We start from the raw sequence: 20,029 nt of genomic DNA on the forward strand, positions 1-20,029 counted from the left end.
TTTGTTAATAGCTTAACGTATTACTGTTTATCCCCACTGATAAAAATCTAAAACAAAAACTTTAGCGCCGACGTCAAAATAAATCTGCTCCCACTCAAATTCATCTTCACCTTTAGACGGATTCGTAATCAGCTGATATACCTTGGGCTTTGCACCTATAAAAAGTGTATTCAGCATCGTTATTAGTTGATTTGAAACTCTATTATGTTCTTTGTCATCCTCCATTGACACTACTTGACCATCTGTGTAGTATATCTCACCTAAATCAATGTCTCTCATCTTGAACATCGAGAAAAACCAATGTGTGCAGACTGCAAATAGGCTATCTTCCCATGAGTTCAATTCTTTTAAACCCAGAATTTCAACATATTTATGATTCGAAAGATCGCTATTCTTATTAAACTCCTGCACAGCCTCGGTAATGTTTACGTTTAGTTCAACTAGCTTGTATTGATGACCATAACAATTGCCAAGAAAGGTGCTTAAATTACTCAAGGCCTCAAGATAGCCATTAATTTTACTTAATTCACTATTCATAAATGCTCCCTCTCCCCTTTCTCATCTATTATCGTAATAAAGTCATTGTTCCTACAGCAAATTTGTTCTCCGTCGTTATATATAAACGCATTCACTCTGCCCAGCCAGCGCAATACGGCGTGCAATGCAAAAAAGCGATGGATTGGTTCCATCGCTTTTTTTGTATTGCAGCGTACCCTGTTAATACAGGGATTACTCCTCCTTCTCCTCTTTCCGAACGTATTCATCTTGATCGCTGCCCCAGATGTAGTCGATTCCTGATTCATTTAACTCTTGAGCATTTAACTCCGGAGCATTATTCTCCTTACCTTGGTTAACATTTTGTTTTGGATCCGTCGTTTCGTTATTGTTCATCTGAAATCATCCCTTTCTCCAATTAATGGAACCCGCAACTGTATCCTTTCCATTATCGAAAAACCTTATGTAACAATGTATCCGGCTACTTCGATTCTTTAGCAAAAAATAAAACCTAACCGTTAGAACAATACAATTGAACTGTTGGAACAGATATAAACTCTAGTACAAAACAAAAAAAGACAGCGTTTGTTCGCTGTCTTTTTTGCTCTTCATTAACGATCTCCAACTACTTCGTATTGCTTTTCCAAGTTTCACTGTCTGAAGTTTTGTCATAATCATGGCTATTGGTGGCTTCCATGATATCGTAGTAAGCCCAATGTGTACTTGTCAGATCTACATATTGATTGAGCAGATCTTGATTGTTGTCTACATAACTTGTGTCGGCGTATCTCTCAAGCATACGGTTTACCAAACTTACTACTTCAGCACGCGTGATGTTGTTCCCAGGTCTGAAGGTTCCGTCTGGATAACCTTTAATCCATCCTTTGGAAGCCGCAAACGAAATGTAATCTCTTGCCCAGTCATTATCGGCAACGTCTGTGAACGTAACAGGCTCGCCTGTGATCAGTTCATCAAACCGAGATGCAATTGCTGCAAACTCCGCTCGAGTAATCTGCGCATCCGGTCTAAAGGTTCCGTCTGCGTAACCTGTAATGATGCCGAATTGCTCCATATATCCGATGGCATTGGCATACCATCTTGCAGGATTAACATCTGTGAATTGGGATGCATACGTTTTGTCTACATCCATTTTCTCTACCAACAGACGCGCGAACATGACGGTAACTTCCGCTCTTGTCATATTCTTTTGGGAACCGAAGGTTTTGTCAGGATATCCTTGCATATAAGCAAAATGGTTTACCTTATCAAGCGCAGGTATATTCGTATTCGTATTCGTATCGGCAACTGTCCATTTGGCAGTCAGCGTAAGATCGGAATACACCGTATCCGTGCTGAAGTTCCACTCGCTGCCATCGGCTTTATACCAACCTGCAAAAATGTAACCGGTTCTTACTGGATCTGCGGGCTTTGTTAACAGATCACCCGCGGCTGCAGATTGCGTAGTTGATGATGGGGTGCCCCCGTCTCCGTTAAAGGTTATCGCATAATTAGTCGTTCCAACAATGACTGAAGGAGTTGAAGGGGTCTGCACTTGCGGACTGTTATAAGCTATCGCATAGACTGAGAAGTTTTTAACATAGAGTGTCAGCGTCCAATCCGATTGATCAAGAGTGAGATACTCTCCGTCTGCATTCGGAACCGCGCTGATCACATTCACAGCGCTTCCGTGATAGCGATAAACCGTATAACCGGACTTTCCTTGCACTTCTGCAGGAATAGGAACGATGACTTTAATTAGCCCATTCGTTCGTGTGATAAGTCCCTCAGAATTCCAATTAACAACTTCAGTAACCCGATAAAACTTTTCGATGAGCATATCCAAGTAGAGCCCAATTGTAAGATTATTGTTCTGCGCACTCGATTTGATTTTGCTCATCGCTGCTAATTGATCGGTATCGTTCGATGATTCGTCGATTTTTTCGACTGTCATTTCAACCTTGGCGAAGCCTGTATTATTGTAGTCATTCAACAGGTAGTCTACTGCCTCAGGCTGCAAATTATCGATTACGATTGGCGGCGTGTCGCTGCCTTTCAACTTCAATGCGCTGCTAGCGTTATACGGGAATACGAGAGTTCCAAGATCTACGACCTGTGTTGCCCCTCCGATTGTAACCGCAATAATTGCAGTTTTCTCCTCCAGCGTTATTTTCAGGTCGTAAACGCCTGCCGGTACATCATGGATCGTGAATTTACCGTCGGCATCAGTAAGCGCCGTCTCTCCGTATTGCGTATTGCCTTTCACAAGCTCAACGGTTGCTCCCGAAAGGTTATTGGAAGGCGTCTCGTCGTCAATTACGGTGCCGATTACAATATAATTGCCAGTTGCCGATACGACTTGCCATGTCGCGTTGTAGACGCGATCGCCTGTAGAACCTTTGTCTACCGTAACAGTAAGGGTTGGTTCTGACAGCCCCGTTCCCGTCCATCCCGCAAAGGTATAACCAAGTTTTGTCGGGTTGGTTAAAGTAAAGGCATCATCCGCAACAGTAAAGGTTGTCGGGTTGGATGAAGCAGTCGTTCCGCCGTCAAGATTATACGTGATCGTGTATACTTCAGCTTCAAAGACAGCCGTATAGGTAGCTGCCGCGTAGCTGTCCGAATCCTTCTGTGGAACAAACACAGCGCTCGTGCTGACCGTATCCCCGTTTGCGTCCTGCCATTCCACAAAGCGATAGCCTGGGTTTGCCGTTGCTGCTGAACCCACTGCTGTACCCGTTTCGGGGTTCAATGATTCATAAGTCGAACTGACTGTGCCACCAGTAGTCTGATTGGCTGCATATTCGATCGTTACTTTGCCGATCTCCGTCCACACGGCATAAAGAGTTACGGATAAATCGGTTTTATCCCAGTCCTTCACACTGTTCATGTCAGCATCGTAATACTTCGTTCCGTCGCTTGGTTGGTCAAAATATCCGACGAATGTATATCCCGCCTGACTCGGCGCTTCTGCTGTCGGCATAGGCTGATCATAAATTGCGGTCACACTGCCACTGCCGCCGCTTCCGCCGTTGTCGTCCAGCATCACAATTGAACTATTTGCTATCCATGTCGCGGTGTAGATGCGATCGTCTGTAGAACCTTTGCTTACCGCTACAGTGAAGGTAGGTTCTGACAGCCCTGTTCCCGTCCATCCCGCAAAGGTATACCCTGGTCTCGTCGGGTTGGTCAAGGTAAAGCCTTCATCCTCGATTGTAAAGGTCCCCGGGTTCGATGGATTGACCGTTCCGTGATCCAGATCATACGTGATCGAGAAGTCGGTCAGGTCGAACTGTGCCGTATAGGTCTCGTTGCTGGTTGCTGGTTCGAGCGTCTTATCCCAGTCCGTGAACGTATACCCCGGTACGGTGGTGATGAACGGCGCTGTCGGCGTCGCTTCGTAGCGAACCTTCGGCATCGTATCGCCTATGGCCGTTCCTTTGATCGGGTCAATCACAAAGCTAATGTCATACAGGTTTCTCTTATAGTAGACATTAACGACCGTGCTGCCGTCCGCCGCGATCGTTTCCTGCGTGATCGCCTCGGCGGTGAAACCAGTGAACGTCTGTGCCACTGCGCTTGTCGTGTCACCGGTCGTTCCGTTCAAGGTTTCAACCAGCGCCGGGTCTGCAGGAGTACTGCCGTCTACTGCTTCTTGATAATGATTGACCGTGTACGCTATACCGGTGTTTGCTATCCAGTTAGCTGCATAGTTTCTGTCGCCTGTTGAACCCTGCGCAATGGTGACCGTAGTTGTCGGTTCGTCGGTCAGGTCGGTACCCGTCCAACCGTCGAAGGTGTAACCCGGTCTTGTTGGGTTGTTCAGCGTAATGTCCACGCTTTCTACCGTGTAGGTATCAGGGTTTGCATTTACAACGCTGCCGCCGTCCAGATTGTAAGTGATCGAGAAGTCAGTCAGGTCGAACTGTGCCGTATAGGTCTCATTGCCGGTTGCAGGCTCGATCGTCTTATTCCAGCCAGTGAACGCATACCCCGGCTCGTCGATGATGACCGGTTCTGTCGGTATTGCTTCGTAGCGAACCATCGGCGCGGTTTCGTCTGTGGTCGTCCCCTTCGTCGGGTCGATCACAAAACTGATGTCATACAGGTTTCTCTTATAGTAGACATTCACAACCGTGCTGCCGTCCCCTGCGATCGTTCCTTGCGTAATTGTCTCGGCGGTGAAGCCGTTGACCGTCTGTGCCACAGCACTTGTCGTGTCACCGGTCGTTCCGTTTAGCGTTTCAACCAGCGCCGGAGCTGCAGGAGTACTGCCGTCTACCGCTTCTTGATAATGGTTGACCGTGTATGCTGTCGTATTGCTTGGCGACCAGTTCGCTGCATAGTTTCTTACGTCTGTTGAACCCTGCGTAATGGTGACCGTAGTTGTCGGTTCGGTCAGGCCAGTGCCCGTCCAACCGTCGAAGATGTAACCTGGTCTTGTCGGGTTGTTCAGCGTAATGTCCGCGCTTTCTACTGTGTAGGTATCAGGGTTTGCATCTTCAACGCTGCCGCCGTTCAGATTGTAAGTAATCGTGAAGTCCGTCAGGTCGAATTGTGCCGTATAGGTTTCGTTGTCGGTTGCAGGTTCGATCGTCTTATCCCAGCCTGTGAACGTATACCCCGGCTGGTCAATGATGTTCGGTTCTGTCGGTGCTGCCTCGTAGCGAACCTTCGGCGTCGTTTCGTCAGTGGTCGTTCCCTTGCTCGGGTCGATCACATAGGTAATGTCATACAGGTTTCTCTTATAGTAGACATTCACAACCGTGCTGCCGTCCGCCGCGATCGTTCCCTGCGTGATCGCCTCGGCGGTGAAGCCAGTGAACGTCTGTGCCACTGCACTTGTGGTGTCCCCAGTCGTTCCGGTCAAGGTTTCAACCGTCGGGGCCGCGGAATAAGTGCCGTCTACCGCTTCCTGATAATGGTTGACCGTGTACGCTGTATTGGCGCTTGTCGTCCATTTGGCGTAGATATTAGTAGTCGATGTGATTGCTGTAGTAAAGTCAAATGCCGTGGTGCCGCCGTTTGTCGTTACCCATTGGTCAAATGTATAGCCCACTTTCGTCGGGGCTGTCGGTAAGACAGCTGCCCCGCCAGAAAGGATCGTTTGCGCGGCGGGCGTATCATACTTCTGCGCCCCATCATAGAAGGATACGCTGTAATAATGGATTACCTTGCTCGCGTCAGAACCAGAAAGCTGTGCCCCGGTGCTCTCGCCGTTGACATAGATGTCATAGGTACCAGGCGTTACGCCGCTAGCCGAATGTATAGCCCCGCTTGCTGTAAGGGAATATTTGCTCTCGCCGTCTTTCCAAAGCTCCACACTTTGGCCGGCATAGTCTACTCCGTCAAGCTTTAGCGTTACACTCGGAGAGAACGTATCGGCTACGGTCACCTTATCACTGCTAACGGATGCTGGTGTATTCAATACTGTACCTGCAACCGAAGTGATCGTAGCATTGTTGATATATTCCGTCCCTACCGTTTCGTTGGATTCTACCTCCGCCTTAAAGGTCAATTCAACACTGCCGTTAGCGGGAACGGAGCTTATCGTATAAGGGAATGTCGCGGTCGGCTTAGAGTCACTGCCCTCTGTCATACTGCCGCTAACCAACGTCAAGCCGCTTGGTAAAGCATCGTTAACGATGACATTAGAAATCGTACTGCTGCTCAGATTCGTAATCGTTATTTGGTAAGCTACATTCTCACCGGCAGCCACCGAACTGGAAGCCGGAGTCATTTCAATTTTCAACTTCGGCGTAATTTTACCGTTATTGCCCAGCTTGGTGATAAAGGCGCTGTCAGTACCTGTAACATCCCATTCATAGGCATCGGAATCGGAGGCAGTATCGGTGATATTACTGATCTTCGACACGGAAGCCTCTATGTCTGCGCCGATCTCTTTACGGTTACTTACAACCTCGCTGCCTTCTTTGGTAATGTCTTTATAATAATACGGATTATCTTCTACCGGTATGAAGCGCGTAGTTGCCGTTGCGACGCCATCACCCTCATATTTGCTGCTGTACAAAGAAGTGTCGGACGCATAGGCATCTCTTAATCCCACCGTATAAGTAAGCTGCACAGGGAGTAGATCAGGATTTGAATATTGGCCCGGCGTTGGAGCTTTGCGGTCGCTGAACGTAATCAGCGGCAATTCCTTCGGAGGGATTATCCATTTCAATTCCCTGGTAGCACTATCATACTCGACGGTCGTGTCCAAATCTGTAAACCCGTATGTAGTAACGGACCCTAATGACGATTTCACCGTTGCTGTTGCTGTACCCATTTGGGGAACTGTTTTTAACTCCATTTCATTGCCTAACACATCAGTGACTACGAGATTCAATGGTTCGCCGGACGCGCTTGTCTGTTCGAACGGGATGATTTTTTCCTGGGTAGCCGCCTCTACCAATGCCCCCAGAGCCCCCATCGCATCATCAACCTTGGATAGATTACTCGCAGATACAAAATAAATATAATCATCTGCGTACACGTAGCCAGGGGTACCGCCTACACCATACTTCTTATAATCCGTGCCCGCGTTGTTTGTAAGTGTGGTCAGCGCGGTATATACGCTTTTCAAAGTGGTTTGGCTTGTTGCAGCTGACGCCAGTGTATTCGGCTTTAACATCGCCGTGGCCAGATTATCACCTTCATCCAGACCAAAGGCAATATTGAACCAAATAACATCTTTACCGCCGCTAAGTACGCTGTACGCCTGCTTCAGCTCATCCTTCAACTTTGCCGCTGTCAAGATGGTCAGCGCCGAAATAGTCGCATTCCCGCTTGTGGTGGAGGTCGATGTTTCTGTTCCGTTCGGCGGACTGTTATACCAGTTGGGATACGCTCTGTTGGCATCACCATCGGTAAAAAGCAGAACATACGGAACCCTTTCCGTATCTTCGCTGCTATTGATTCGACCTGCAACGTCTGCTTTTAAAGCATTAATGGCTGTGTATAGCCCTGTTTGTGTGGCAGTACCTTGAGATGTAGATACTTCTAGGGCTGTTGTTGTCGTCGTTGCTCCGCCAAGTATTGTCTGGGTCAATCCTGCCTTCCGGGTTATTTTCTGACCACTGCTGGTTAAATAACGATCCGCAGCGTCGGATTGATCACCAGTTGCAGACGTAGAATAGGACGCCAGAGGGAACAATGTGCCCACGTTGCTTCCCGTAGCAAGACCAAAATAATAGATACCGATACGGTTCCTCGGATTGGCAGCCATAATCGTTTCGATGCCCTTGTTTACGGCATCTTTCATTTTGGTAACACGTTCCGCAGTCATACTGCCCGACATATCCAGAACCATCGCTACGTCCGCGGCCGCTTGTGCCCGTACCTCAGTGGAAGATGTGCGGACGTATTCCTGGGCTAACGCCGACAGCGTTACGTCGAATTGCGTTCCGTTCACGGAAATAGACTTGTCCGCCCAAACGCGGCCGTCATCGGACGCTGTGCCGAAGGTAGATGGCCTTGCAGCTGTGGACGGATCAGAGCTAAACTCCACGACATAGTTGTTAAGCCCGGTCACTTGCGCTGCTGGCGCACCAGCCGACACACTTGTTGGCAGCATACCAATCAGCATTGTGGCAATTATAAGCCACGCGCAAATCTGGTTCATTCGCTTGTTCCTCAAGTTCATATGCCTTCCTCCCCGTTGAAATAAATGATTAATGACGCCTATTGCAGACGATCCTGTACCTCCCTGCCTGTTTATAACAAGGCTGCCTTCTTGCTAAGAACGTGCGAGTCTCACGCAAACACAGACAGACCTTTCGACCCAGTTATATATAGGTCTATTAACCCAGTCATTATAATATAGAAGAATAAACGAAAAATAAACAAAATCCCGCTATTTTCGACTGATTTCCACCGTACACTTCCAAATCCGACCAAATAACGCGTCCGACAAACATGGTTATTCCGCCTATTCCGGGGTTAAGCCCCCCCTAAATGCTGGGACTTTTCACCTATTCCTAGAATGTAAAAAGCATTCTATTAAAAAGAGCTAGAAGTACGGCTAACTTACAAGGAGCTGGGCAGCTCATTCTTGTTGCCCATACAAAAACACCTCCAAGTTGTCCTCCACATCCTACGATATGGAAGCACACCTGAAGGTGTTTGATTGGTCTCACGGTGTGTGTTCACTTCCGAGAGTCCCGTGACCCGCTCTTATTGCTGCGGAGCCATGTTATTGTAGATGTTCGTCGCGTTGACCTTGCCTGTGCTGACATCATCGGTCGTGAAGCCGGACACGATGTTCCCAACCTTGAATTCCTTCTGCAGCAGCTCTTCGGATGGTGCGGCGGTCGTCGGACCGTCGATGCCCATCTTCGTCTCTTGCGTCACGGTAACCCACAGATCGCCGACCTTGAAGCTGTTGCCGTCCTCACTTACTTCGGAGATGACGCCATCGATGTTGACAGCGACCTTGCCCTGAACCGCTGGCTTCGCTTCGCTGTCCTGCGCCTCGTCTTCCTTCTCTGGTGCGATAAGGTTGTAGATCACGTCCGCCGTCACTTTGCCCGTGCTGACGTCCTGAGAGGTATAGCCAGACACGATGTCGCCAACTTCGAACTTCTTCTGCAGCAGCTCATCGGAAGGCTTCGCTGCCGTCGGCTCGCTGCTGCCCAGCTTCGTTTGATCCGTGACGTCCACCCACAGCTCGCCAACCTTGAAGCTCTTGCCGTCCTCACACACTTCGGAGATGATGCCGTCAATGTTGACGGCCATCTTGCCCATGGTCGGCGGCTTCGTCATTACGCTAGTCGTAGGCTGAGACGAAGGCGTCGACGCCGGAGCGTCCTGATTGAGCGTAATAATGCCCACCGCGAGCGCTGCGCACGCCGCGATGCCAACCGTCCAGCCGATTACTTTTCTCTTCTTGGATAATTCCATGTTCATCGTCTCCTTATGCTTCATCAATTTGTTATAGGTTGCTTCTTGAAAATTCTCGCTCGTCTTCAAATGGGACATTGCGGACTTATAAACAGACTTCTTCATCCTCGATGCCTCCAATCTTCTCCTTGAGAATTGCGCGCCCTCTCGCCATCCATGTCCCCACCGTGGCTGGTTTGGCCTCAAGGATCGTTGCGATCTCCTGAATGGAATAACCTTCGTAATAGTGCAAATGGATCGGAATCCGATATTTCTTGTCCAAGGCCAACACGGCCTGCAGAACGTCGCTCTCTTCCTTGGGAAGGTAGCTCAGGTCTTCGGGAACCGGGTTGCGGCTGCGGAACCACCCGGCCTTCAGCATATTTTTGCTTCTATTCATTGTCGCTCGGATTAGCCAAGCTTTCTCGTGTTCGCCGTTATCGAATACGGGGCGCTTCTGCAAATAGGCGAGAAACACGTCCTGCGCCACTTCCTCCGCGTCCGCTGTATTCTTCAGGTACGCGAACGCAATCCTGATCAAGCTTGGCGAATAAAGATCCAAGGCCCGTCGCACAGATTCATTGAGCTCGAATGAATTGTACACCTCAGCACCTCCTTTCACCTTCAATACAACTGGGCGCACCATTATTTTTCACGAGAGCAAATTTTTTTTGAGAAAAATATGTCCTGTGTGGCTCTAGACGAGCCGCAGCGTACAAAGGGATGCAATCTTCAGACAGCAAAAAATCCCGCCTCATATCGAGACGGGACTTCAGCGGAATCTTCTATTACTGCTGTTTATCCAGCATCGCCTGCAAATCCTGCATATACATCTGCGGCGTGTAATCGCCGCTGGAGATGAGCAGCTGCGCATTATTCCAAGCGGCAGCCTGCGACTCTGGATCGAACAAGGCTTCGAACCATAACGCGCCGTTGCGGACGTTATCGATCTTCGACTGCGCCATTCGTGTCAGCTCCGGCACATCGGAAGGCATATGCTGCACATTAAAGCCGGAGATGACGCCGTTCGCCGCCATCGCTTTATCGCCATAGCCGGTGAACACGGCCTTGAGCCAATCCTTCATCGTATTGTCGTACGCAGCAGACGATAACGATGTCGTCAGCCCTGCGTTCATGGACCAATCGTCCTTCGTTCCCTTACCGCCGGGAACGAGCGGAATGTTGAACAAACCAATCGCATCGGTGCCGATATGGTTCTTGTCCGGGTTGTTGAAGTCCCTTAGACTCCAGCTGCCGGTGTAGAACATTGCTGCATTCCCTTTCAGGAACAATGCCGACGCTTCATCCATCTCGGTCCGATTCACATTCTTGCCGAAATAACCTTGCAGCGACATTCGCTGCACAATCGCAGCCGCTTCAATAAAGCCCGGATCGGTCACCTTCAGCTCCTTGCGATCGACCTTCTGCATCACATCGTAGCCATATTTGCGGATGACGTAACCGTTAATGAGGCGCGTAATCGGCCACTTCTGCGCACCCGACAGCGCGAACGGCTGAATGCCATTCGCCTGGAACACTTCAGCGGCGTGCATCAGATCATCCCAGGTCTCGGGCTCGGATAGTCCGTATTTGGCAAACAGGTCCTTGTTGTACCAAAAGCCTTCGATGTTAATCTCGAGCGGCAGCGCGTATACGCCCTTGTTGCGCACCATCGACTTCAGCAGCTTCACAGCAGCCGGATTCAGCTCGTTCTGAAGCCCAATCTCGTTGAACAGCTTCTCAATATCGAGAATAAGGCCGTTATCGGCCAACTGCTCAAGCGGTCTTCCCGATTCGTAGGAGAAGATTTCCGGTAGATCATTGCTAGCGGCTAACAGCTGCATTTTTTGCACCAAATCCGATGTATTCACGTTCTCGAACTCATATTTCACCGTTGGATGCAGCTTCTCATACGCGCGCGCCTGCTCGCTAATAATTCTCGGCTGCTGCTCCTCCAGGTCCGATGAGACAAAATGAATCGTTCGAACCGGATCAGAAATCGTGTTCTGCTCGTCCGACATATAAGAGCTGCTGCCTCCGCAGGACGCGAGAAGCAGACAGCAGGCCGCAATGAGGCACAATGCCGCAGCGGGCTTCAACATGGCGGACCACCTCCTATTCCTCGCTAACCTTCGTGGCGACATGCCCCTCGCGATATTGGCTTGGCGTGACGCCCGTATATTTCTTGAACTGCTCCGTAAAATGCCGATAGTTGAAATACCCGACCTTCTTGCTCACGTCGTTGACCAGCATACCTTTAAGCAGCAGCATCTTCGCTTGCTCCATGCGCAGCTTGGTCACGTATTTGATATAGGAGATGCCGACCTTCTCCTTGAACAGCAGGCTTAGATAAGTCGCGTTCATGCCCACATGCTCCGCCAGCTCCTGCAGCGTGCAGGACTGCGAGTAGTTCTGATCGATGAAGGCAAGCGCCTTCTCGACCGCATTGTGACTCGTCGCATGTTTATCTTCCCGCATAAAATTGTGCAGCATCTCCATCTGCCCCTGCAGCCATTCAAACATCCGGTCCCGCGACGACATCTCGCCAAGCTCGCGGTACGATACATTCGCCTGCTGCTTGGAATCCCAGCCGGACTCCTTCGCCACCTGATAGCCGATGTAAGCGAGCTTCAGCACCTCCCGCTCGACCTGCTCTGGACTCAGCCGCTGAATCTCCATCTCATGCTTGTACTGATCTAACTGCTTCAGCAGCCCATCCTTGTTGCCCGTCCGCATGCAGAAGACGATCTCTTCTTCCCTGTCGGTTAATCCGCTTGGCAGATGCTCTTCGACCGGCTCGAATCGGGTCCAGCCCTTCTCTTCGAGGAAGACCGCATAGCGCAGCGCACGAATCGCTTCCTTGTAGCTCAGACCCGCTTCGGCAGCATTCGGATACGTCTGCCCCGAACCAATCGTCACCTGCGTCTGCAAGGAGAGAAGCGTCAGATGCTCCCACAATTCATCTGCAGGCAGCTCGAAATGAACAACGACCGTGATCCACTCTTTGCCGTAAGGAAAAGAGATCGTTTTGTACGAGGGATGCTCGTCCAGCCGCTCCCCCTTACCTGTCGCAGCGAGCACGGTAACACCAACTGCCCGCCCTGCATTAGCTTCGCCGAAGGCTGCACGCCAAGCGGGAACAGCCTCTTCCCCAAGCAGCAGCAAATCAAGCGCCGCCTTCTCCAGCAGCGCATCCTTATTCGCCTCCAGCTGCGTGCGCATCTGGACATGCTCCTGCTGGCGGCCGATCCGCGCGATCGTCCGCCGGAGCGCTTCGTCGATTTTCTCCAGCGTAATCGGCTTGTCTAGGTAATCGATGACGCCGAGCTTGAGCGCCGTGCGGATATATTCGAATTCGTTGAAGCCGCTGAAGACGATGCACGCCGTATCCGGCTGCTCCTTCGTAATCTGTTCGATCAGCTCAAGTCCGGTTATGCCAGGCATCCGGATGTCCGTCATGACGATATCCGGCCGCAGCTCCCGCACCATCTGTCTGGCCGCCAGGCCGTCCTCCGCGGTGCCGACAAGCTGGATGCCGTATTTGGACCAATCCACCATCATTTGAAGACCTTGCGTCACAATATATTCATCGTCGAATATAACGGCTCTTAGCATGTCCCTCAAACCTCTCTGATTTCATTTGGCCGGAAACGAATCTCGACGGTTGTCCCTCTGCCGGGTTCACTGCTTACGCGAAGCGAGCTTCGATGTCCATAATAGAGCATAATGCGCTCCTTCACATTCGTCAGACCGTATCCCTTCTCCGTTACGCTCGTATCCGCCATGCCGACGCCGTCATCCTCAACAGTGAAGACAGCGGTGCCGTCCTCCATCCTGCCTGTTAAGCGGATCATGCCTTCGCCGATCTTCGGCTCCAAGCCGTGATAGATGGCGTTCTCGACGAGCGGCTGAAGAATGAGCTTCAAGATTTCCAGGCTCATCAGCTCCTGTTCAACATCCACGATATAACGGAACCGAGACTTATAACGCAGGTTCTGAATCGTCATGTAATGCTCGATATGCTCCAGCTCGCGGAACACAGGAATCGTTTCCTTGCCTTTGTTCAAGCTGATTTTGAAGCTTTCGGACAAAGCGACGGTCATCTTCGCGATATCGGTGTTATTTTGCAAAATAGCCATCCAATAGATCGAATCCAGCGTGTTGTATAGAAAATGCGGCTTAATCTGCGCCTGCAGCGTTCGAAGCTCCGCCTCCCGCTCCTTCAGCTGCGAATGGATCAGCCGCTCGTTAAGCAGCTGATTCTCAGACGAGATCTTCCGGAAGGTCTCGCCGATTGCCCCAACCTCGTCTTCCTCGAAGGAGGTTCCTTGCATCGATGTGCCGGAGCCTTTCGACCAGTCTACCATCATTTTCTTCAATTGCAGAAGCGGCCTTGTAATGCTGCCGGAGACGAACAGCGACAATACGATGGCAACAAGCGCGATAATCGCGGCGATCAGCATCGTGACGGTCGTGATCCGATTGGAATCCTGCAGCAGCACCTTCGCTTTGACGATGTGGAGGAACGTCCAATCCGTCGTCGCATTGCGGTAGCCGACCGTCAGATAGCCGTGTTCATGCAAATTGTGAAGCACCGCCGCTTCGTTATCGTCCCAGTTGATCAGATTCGAGATCGAGGTGTTCTGCGCGTAGACGCTGCGCGTCACATTGCTCGTCGTATCGAGCACAATAAATCCGCTGTCCTCTTCGTCGTTCATTGCCTGCTCGAAAATCGTGCTCTTCAGGTTAATGACCAGCAGTCCAATCGGACGGAAGTTCGCCGGATCGCGAAGCAGCTTCACACTGGAGAAGGAGCCGCTCGGATTGCGCGATGAACCAGATTGAAGCACGTTATAGCTGAAGAAAACCTCTTTGCCGTTCGCGGCTGCAGCCCGCTTGTACCAGTCCGTCTGACCGATCATCGAGCGGCTTGGCTCATCCGCATAGATGCCAGCATTGGCATCGGTGCTGCCGTAACAGACCGAGTGGTACCCTCGATCGAATAAACAAATGGAATCGATATGGCGCGTGTCGATCAAATTGCGTACGACTAAATTTTGCAGACGATTAGCCGTCCGTAGATCAAGCACATGCCCGTCAGGTTGTGCGCTTGCCTTCAGCTCCTCGCGAAGCTGGTCGTTCGCCAATATTAATCGATGCATATTAATGACGTTGCGAAATAATAGGTCGGCAACCTCGCTGGCCGTCTTCAAGTTATGCTCGTTGTTGTCCAAATGGTTATGCACGATCGTATCCTTCGAAATGTTGACCGAAATCGCGCCAAGAATAATGAGCGGCGGGACGGACAACAGCACAACAGCGAGCAGTATTCTGGTCCGAAGCCGGCGAGGACGAAATTGCTTAAGAAACGTAAGTAGAGAAAATCCACGCATCCGACTCGAGCTCCTGTGGCCGATTCGGCCCATAGTAAGGTTGTTTCATCCATTGTAAACGAATACATGAGGATTATCACAGCGCACTTTTTTTAGGTGGGATGTCTGGTTTTTTTGGGTGAGATACATGTGCTCCGTTGATGGAAACCGCCATTCATGCAGGTTTTAAGGCTTCCTATTACTCACGATGTGGAAAGCTTGCATTTACTGCATCAATTTCCGACCATTTCTCCTTATCCCGTGATTTAGACTAGAATTACCTGCATCTTTTGCAGGATTACACAAGTGATCGCGCGTCATTTATCGAAAAGGATGACCGTTATGCCGGCTTGAGCAACCGCTTCATTAGAACAAGTAAAGCTGTCGCCAGTGCATCTTACATGCATCTGGGACAGCTCCCTTCGATCCTATGCTAATTACGATGTGACGGATTCGCCAAGCCATGCAGCACGCTCTCGCATTGCTCGACTGCAGCTGCAAACTCGCGGGACGGCACGACTGCCGCTTCTAGTACGATACGCTCGGAAGATTCGCCTATCAGAATGGTGAAAGCTCCTTCGGACACTTCCCACCTATTGCGCTTGGTGCTCCACGTGCTGAACGAACGCGGCGTGAGCAGCATTACCGCTCGGGTGGTGCCGCCAGCTCGTATTTCGAGCTTCGCATAGTTCTTCAATTGGAGCGCCGGCTCGCCGGCTGCGCTTGGGTAACGAACATACAGCTGCGGCACTGCTTGACCGTCGTGCTCTCCGACATTCGAGATGTCGAATGAAACCTGTAAGCGAGGGAGTCCGTCGTTCTCCACCTGCTTGATCTCGATTGCGTCGTAACGGAACGAAGTATAGGATAAACCGTGTCCGAACGGGAACAGCAGCTCCTCCTCTTCAGCCGTGAACCAACGGTAGCCGATTTTCAACTTCTCGGAATAGACCGTATCTAGCCCGATGCCAGGGTATTGTCCCGTGCTGCTCAGCGGCCCTTGCTCAAGCGATTTCGGGAATGTCATTGGCAGACGGCCTGACGGATTCGTATCGCCGAACAATACTTTCGCAATCGCTTCTCCGCCCAGCTGTCCCGGATACCACGCTTCAACTACTGCTGCGACTTGGTCCAGCCACGGCATTGCAACCGGTCCGCCGGTATTGAGCACGACAATCGTGTTCGGATTTGCTGCCGCAACGGCGGCAATAAGCTCGTCCTGCATACCAGGCAGCGACAGCGACGGCTTGTCGAAGTGCTCGGTCATATAATCGTTCACGAATACAATTGCCGTATCAGCAGTGCTTGCAGTCCGAACAGCTTCCTCTATTAATGGATGATCCGTTCCCGCATACCATTCCAATGCGATTGACGGCAGCGATGCATGTTCCCCTATGACAGCCTTATAATGCACTTCGACTTGTACGCTTATACCGGATTCCATCCTCTTCCTTCCGATTGAATAGAGCGTCTGGAACGCCCAATTGTCGATGATGAGCTCCCCATCTAGGTAGAGTCGCGCCCCGCCGGAGGCTGGAAGATAAAACGTGTAATCTGCGCTTTCCTTCGGCGTCAGCGTACCGGTCCACTTCGCGGAAGAGGTATACGGCACACCGTCGAACTGCCAGTTCAAGCGAAGGTTCGGCATCGCTTGCGTATGGAGCGGTTCGCCGCTCAAATCATACGAAGCATAGGATGTCATGATCAGACCACCATCGAACCGATCCGGAGGAATCGTCAAATTCACATTCGGCGATGGATAAACGAACGAAGGTCCCATCGGAACGGGCGCCGTTCCTGGCGCATAGGTCACTTGCAGGTTCGCGCCGGCACGGCGCTCCATTGCCGCAAGCGGCGTCATAACGCTGACGTTCGGTACATGAGCGCTGCCGCCGCCGGATGCGATAAGGTTGACGGCAGCTTGTCCGATGACGGCGATCGAACCAGTTGATGTTAGCGGCAGAACATTATTGTTATTTTGCAGCAGGACGATTGATTGTTCAGCTAGGTACAGCGATTCTTCATCATGCTGGATGTATGGGCTAGATGCTGTTGGTGTTGGTGTTGGTGTTGGTGTTGGTGTTGGTGTTGATGCTGGTGAGTCTACCTGCTCCCGGTCGAACAAGCCGAAGCTGAACATTTGGCGGAGAATGCGGCCAGCGCTGTCGTCAATCATCGCCATCGACACTTGGCCATCTGCGACAGCCTGCTTTAATGGCTCGCCATAGAACCGCTTGTGCGGAATCGTCAGCTCATAGTCGAGTCCTGCGTATAGGGATGGGACCGTACTCTGAGTCGCTAGAAAGTCAGAAACGACGAAGCCGTCGAACTGCCAATTGTCCTTCAGCACCTGCTGCAGCAGGTACATATTCTCCGCTCCGTGCGTTCCGTTGATCCGATTGTAGGACGCCATGATGGAAGCGGCCTTCCCTTCACGGACAGCGGCTTCGAACGCCGGGAGATAGATTTCTCTTAACGTCCGCTCATCGATGATGCTGTTCTGGGTGAAGCGGTCGAACTCCTGATTATTCGCTGCATAATGCTTTACGCAGGCCATGACGCCTTGCTCCTGAATGCCCTGAATGACCGCTGTTCCCGTTGCTGCCGACAGCAGCGGATCTTCGCCATAACCTTCGAAGGTCCGGCCATTGAGCGGCGTGCGGGCAATGTTGACGGTCGGGCCGAGCAGCAGCGAGGTTCCCCGCTCTTGCGCATCCTTGCCTACAACCTCGCCATAAATGCGGGCCGCTTCTTGGTTGAAAGCAGCGCCAAGCGCGATCGGCGCCGGAAGCTGCGTGCCCACCTGCTCGTGTGGACCTGTAACGCCGCCGGGTCCGTCGTTCAGCTTCAATATAGGAATGCTCAGCTTCTCATCTGGCGTTCCGCCATTCATTAGCGCGAGCTTGTCATCGAGCGACATCGCTGCGAGCAGCTCCTTCACTCTCTGCTCCGTGTCGAGCAATCTATTCATCCAAGGCTTCATCGTCTGCTCATCCTCTCTGCATCATTATCCGATTGCATGTTGTACAAGAACTGCGATATCCTTATTAAAACGCTTTCTTCACGTCGTAACAATTCTGTATTTACGGCTATCATTCTCCGATTTACAGATCATGCGGAAAGGAGCACCTCCATGAATCACAGCGAGCTTGATCGGTATCTGAGAGCGAACAATGAGACAGAAGCGAAGCAGCTCGCGCTGAAGCAGAACGTCAATGATATTGCATCTGCACCGCGTCGGCATGAGGAAGGCCCCTTCCGCATGCCGGACTCGCCATTTTTCACCAACGGGCCTATCCATATTCGCAAACATAACCGTTTCGCGCCGATGCCGCTCCATTATCACGATTTTATCGAGCTGAATTACATCTACTCGGGTACATGCAGGCAGTCGATCAACGGCGAGGACGTCGTGCTTCGCGAAGGGCAGGTCTGTCTGCTTGATTCGGATGTGGTGCACGGGATTGAGACGATGGGCGAAGGCGATATTCTGATCAATATCATTATGAAGAAAGAAACGTTCACCACCTCGTTCTTGAGCCGATTCAGCTCGCAGGGGATCGTCTCTGATTTCCTCGCCAATGCGATCACGGAGAACACGAATCATAACCGCTATATTGTGTTCGAGTGCGGGGAGCACGGGGAGCTGCATTGGTTCATGCGAAGCCTGATGTGCGAGGCGTTCGGAGATCGTGCTTATGCGAAGGAAATGATCTATAACTACATCATGCTGATCTTCACCGAGCTCATGCGCGTGTACACGGTTCGTACGAATCGTGCTGGAGACCAGGCGGAGTCGCGGGCGGATCTGATTCAAGTGCTGAACTATATCGAGAGAAACTACCGGGACTGCACGTTGACTTCGTTGTCTCGTTCGTTTAATTTTAATTCCAACTATCTGGGGAATTTGCTGAAAAAGCGGACTGGCAAAACGTTCATCGAGCTGGTTAAGACACAACGGCTCATCCAAGCGGCCGACCTGCTCGCGAATACGAATCGCGCGATCGAGGATATTGCGGCGTCGGTCGGCTACAGCAGTCTCGGCTTCTTCTATCGTATCTTCGCCGAGCAGTATGGTGCGACGCCGATGGTTTATCGGAATGAGAAACGCAGCGGCGGACAATAACTTGAATGAGGAGGGTGAATGGCGATGAAAGCGAAGGCGAGTGAACTACCGGTTATGTTGTTCGAGGACCCGCAAGCGCTTGAAGAGTGGCTCGCGGCAAACCACGCTACGTCCCCAGGCTTCCGGCTGCAAATTGCGAAGAAGGATTCTGGCATTCAATCCGTGAATTATGCGGAAGCGCTCGATGTTGCGTTATGTTACGGATGGATTGACAGCCAGAAGGAAAAGCTCGATGACAAGTCGTGGCTGCAGCGGTTCACGCCGCGCGGGCCGAAGAGCATCTGGTCGAAGGTGAATGTAGATAAGGTCGAGCTGCTTATTGCCAATGGCCGGATGAAGCCCGCTGGCCTCGAAGCCATTGAGAAGGCCAAGCAGAATGGACTATGGGACAAGGCTTACGAGTCGCAAAGCAATGCCACAATGCCTGAAGATTTCGCGGCCGAATTGGAGCGTAACGAGAAGGCGAAAGCATTTTACGAAACGTTGAATCGGCAAAATAAATATGCAATCCTGTTCCGCATTCATAACGTGAAGAAGGAAGAAACGCGTAAGAAGAAAATTGCGCAGTTCGTGGAGATGCTGGAGAAGGGCGAGAAGATCTATCCTTAGCGTGTTATTCGTATTGAAACCGACACTCTTACTCCTTGTTCGCAGATAGTTCACTTCTTTTTCCAATTGTGTTATCATACTTGTAAAGAAGCCGAGTGCGCTAACACTCGGCCTGACAATCGGCTTGGATGGGGTTATCCCCTTCTAGTGTCACTAGACGAATAAGAACCCACCTTCGGCGGTCAACCTTGGGGTGGGTTCTTTATTTCTTCTTGTAGTTATTCGAGATGTAAGTAAGTAGTGCAAGGATAAACGATCCGAATAAGAACATAATCGTCAATGCTGCCTCTACTTTCATGGCCTCACCTCCCTTCGAAGGGAAACCATGCCCACCCAAGATTTAATTGTCCACCTTTACTTCGATGCTCCTGAAGGTTTGGCGAAGCATTAAGTGTGGCTAAACCGTACTTAATCCCTTCAGAGTGTGGTTTACGCACGATTAAGCGTGGCGTTACCACGCTTAATCCAGTATGCAGCTCCTTATTCGAGCGCCGGAGCGGTGATAAGTGTGGTTGCGCCACACTTATCGGTTGCTGAGCGAGGTTTACGC

12 protein-coding genes are annotated in these 20,029 nt (G+C 50.9%); 2 read left to right on the top strand and 10 right to left on the bottom strand.

Annotation, left to right across the window (positions count from 1 at the left end; all coding sequences use genetic code 11):
- Window positions 1–27: 27 nt before the first annotated feature.
- From DFQ01_RS15655 to DFQ01_RS15690, 9 genes are all read right to left on the bottom strand, one after another.
- Window positions 28–537, bottom strand: a complete 510-nt coding sequence (locus tag DFQ01_RS15655; RefSeq protein WP_110044829.1) for a hypothetical protein — start codon at window positions 535–537, stop codon at window positions 28–30.
- A gap of 192 nt (window positions 538–729) precedes the next feature.
- Window positions 730–891: a hypothetical protein gene (locus DFQ01_RS31140; protein ID WP_174812846.1), complete on the bottom strand. Its 162-nt coding sequence runs from the start codon at window positions 889–891 to the stop codon at window positions 730–732.
- Between the two features lie 229 nt (window positions 892–1,120).
- Window positions 1,121–8,137: an InlB B-repeat-containing protein gene (locus DFQ01_RS15660; protein WP_110044830.1), complete on the bottom strand. Its 7,017-nt coding sequence runs from the start codon at window positions 8,135–8,137 to the stop codon at window positions 1,121–1,123.
- A 530-nt stretch (window positions 8,138–8,667) separates the two neighbouring features.
- Window positions 8,668–9,498 carry a hypothetical protein gene (locus DFQ01_RS15665; RefSeq protein WP_110044831.1) on the bottom strand — a complete coding sequence of 277 codons (831 nt, stop codon included), beginning with the start codon at window positions 9,496–9,498 and terminating at the stop codon, window positions 8,668–8,670.
- Complete coding sequence (locus tag DFQ01_RS15670; RefSeq protein ID WP_110044832.1) at window positions 9,479–9,976, bottom strand: RNA polymerase sigma factor; 498 nt, start codon at window positions 9,974–9,976, stop codon at window positions 9,479–9,481. Before DFQ01_RS15670 ends, DFQ01_RS15665 begins: the two co-directional genes overlap by 20 nt.
- Window positions 9,977–10,160: 184 nt before the next feature.
- Complete coding sequence (locus DFQ01_RS15675; RefSeq protein ID WP_110044833.1) at window positions 10,161–11,474, bottom strand: ABC transporter substrate-binding protein; 1,314 nt, start codon at window positions 11,472–11,474, stop codon at window positions 10,161–10,163.
- Window positions 11,475–11,487: 13 nt separating this feature from the next.
- Complete coding sequence (locus tag DFQ01_RS15680) at window positions 11,488–12,987, bottom strand: response regulator transcription factor (RefSeq protein WP_110044834.1); 1,500 nt, start codon at window positions 12,985–12,987, stop codon at window positions 11,488–11,490.
- A 5-nt stretch (window positions 12,988–12,992) separates the two neighbouring features.
- On the bottom strand, window positions 12,993–14,765 hold the full coding sequence (locus tag DFQ01_RS15685; protein ID WP_110044835.1) for a sensor histidine kinase: 1,773 nt from the start codon (window positions 14,763–14,765) through the stop codon (window positions 12,993–12,995).
- Window positions 14,766–15,177: 412 nt separating this feature from the next.
- On the bottom strand, window positions 15,178–17,727 hold the full coding sequence (locus tag DFQ01_RS15690; protein ID WP_110044836.1) for a beta-glucosidase: 2,550 nt from the start codon (window positions 17,725–17,727) through the stop codon (window positions 15,178–15,180).
- 150 nt (window positions 17,728–17,877) lie between these two features.
- On the opposite strand from DFQ01_RS15690, the gene DFQ01_RS15695 reads away from it, so the two are divergent.
- Both DFQ01_RS15695 and DFQ01_RS15700 read left to right on the top strand, forming a co-directional pair.
- Window positions 17,878–18,870 carry an AraC family transcriptional regulator gene (locus DFQ01_RS15695; RefSeq protein WP_174812847.1) on the top strand — a complete coding sequence of 331 codons (993 nt, stop codon included), beginning with the start codon at window positions 17,878–17,880 and terminating at the stop codon, window positions 18,868–18,870.
- A gap of 24 nt (window positions 18,871–18,894) precedes the next feature.
- On the top strand, window positions 18,895–19,479 hold the full coding sequence (locus DFQ01_RS15700) for a YdeI/OmpD-associated family protein (protein ID WP_110044838.1): 585 nt from the start codon (window positions 18,895–18,897) through the stop codon (window positions 19,477–19,479).
- 202 nt (window positions 19,480–19,681) lie between these two features.
- On the opposite strand, the gene DFQ01_RS31395 is transcribed toward DFQ01_RS15700, so the two are convergent.
- On the bottom strand, window positions 19,682–19,777 hold the full coding sequence (locus DFQ01_RS31395; protein WP_219993704.1) for a putative holin-like toxin: 96 nt from the start codon (window positions 19,775–19,777) through the stop codon (window positions 19,682–19,684).
- Between the last annotated feature and the right edge of the window lie 252 nt (window positions 19,778–20,029).

Source organism: Paenibacillus cellulosilyticus, from assembly GCF_003182255.1.
GTDB lineage: Bacteria > Bacillota > Bacilli > Paenibacillales > Paenibacillaceae > Paenibacillus_T > Paenibacillus_T cellulosilyticus.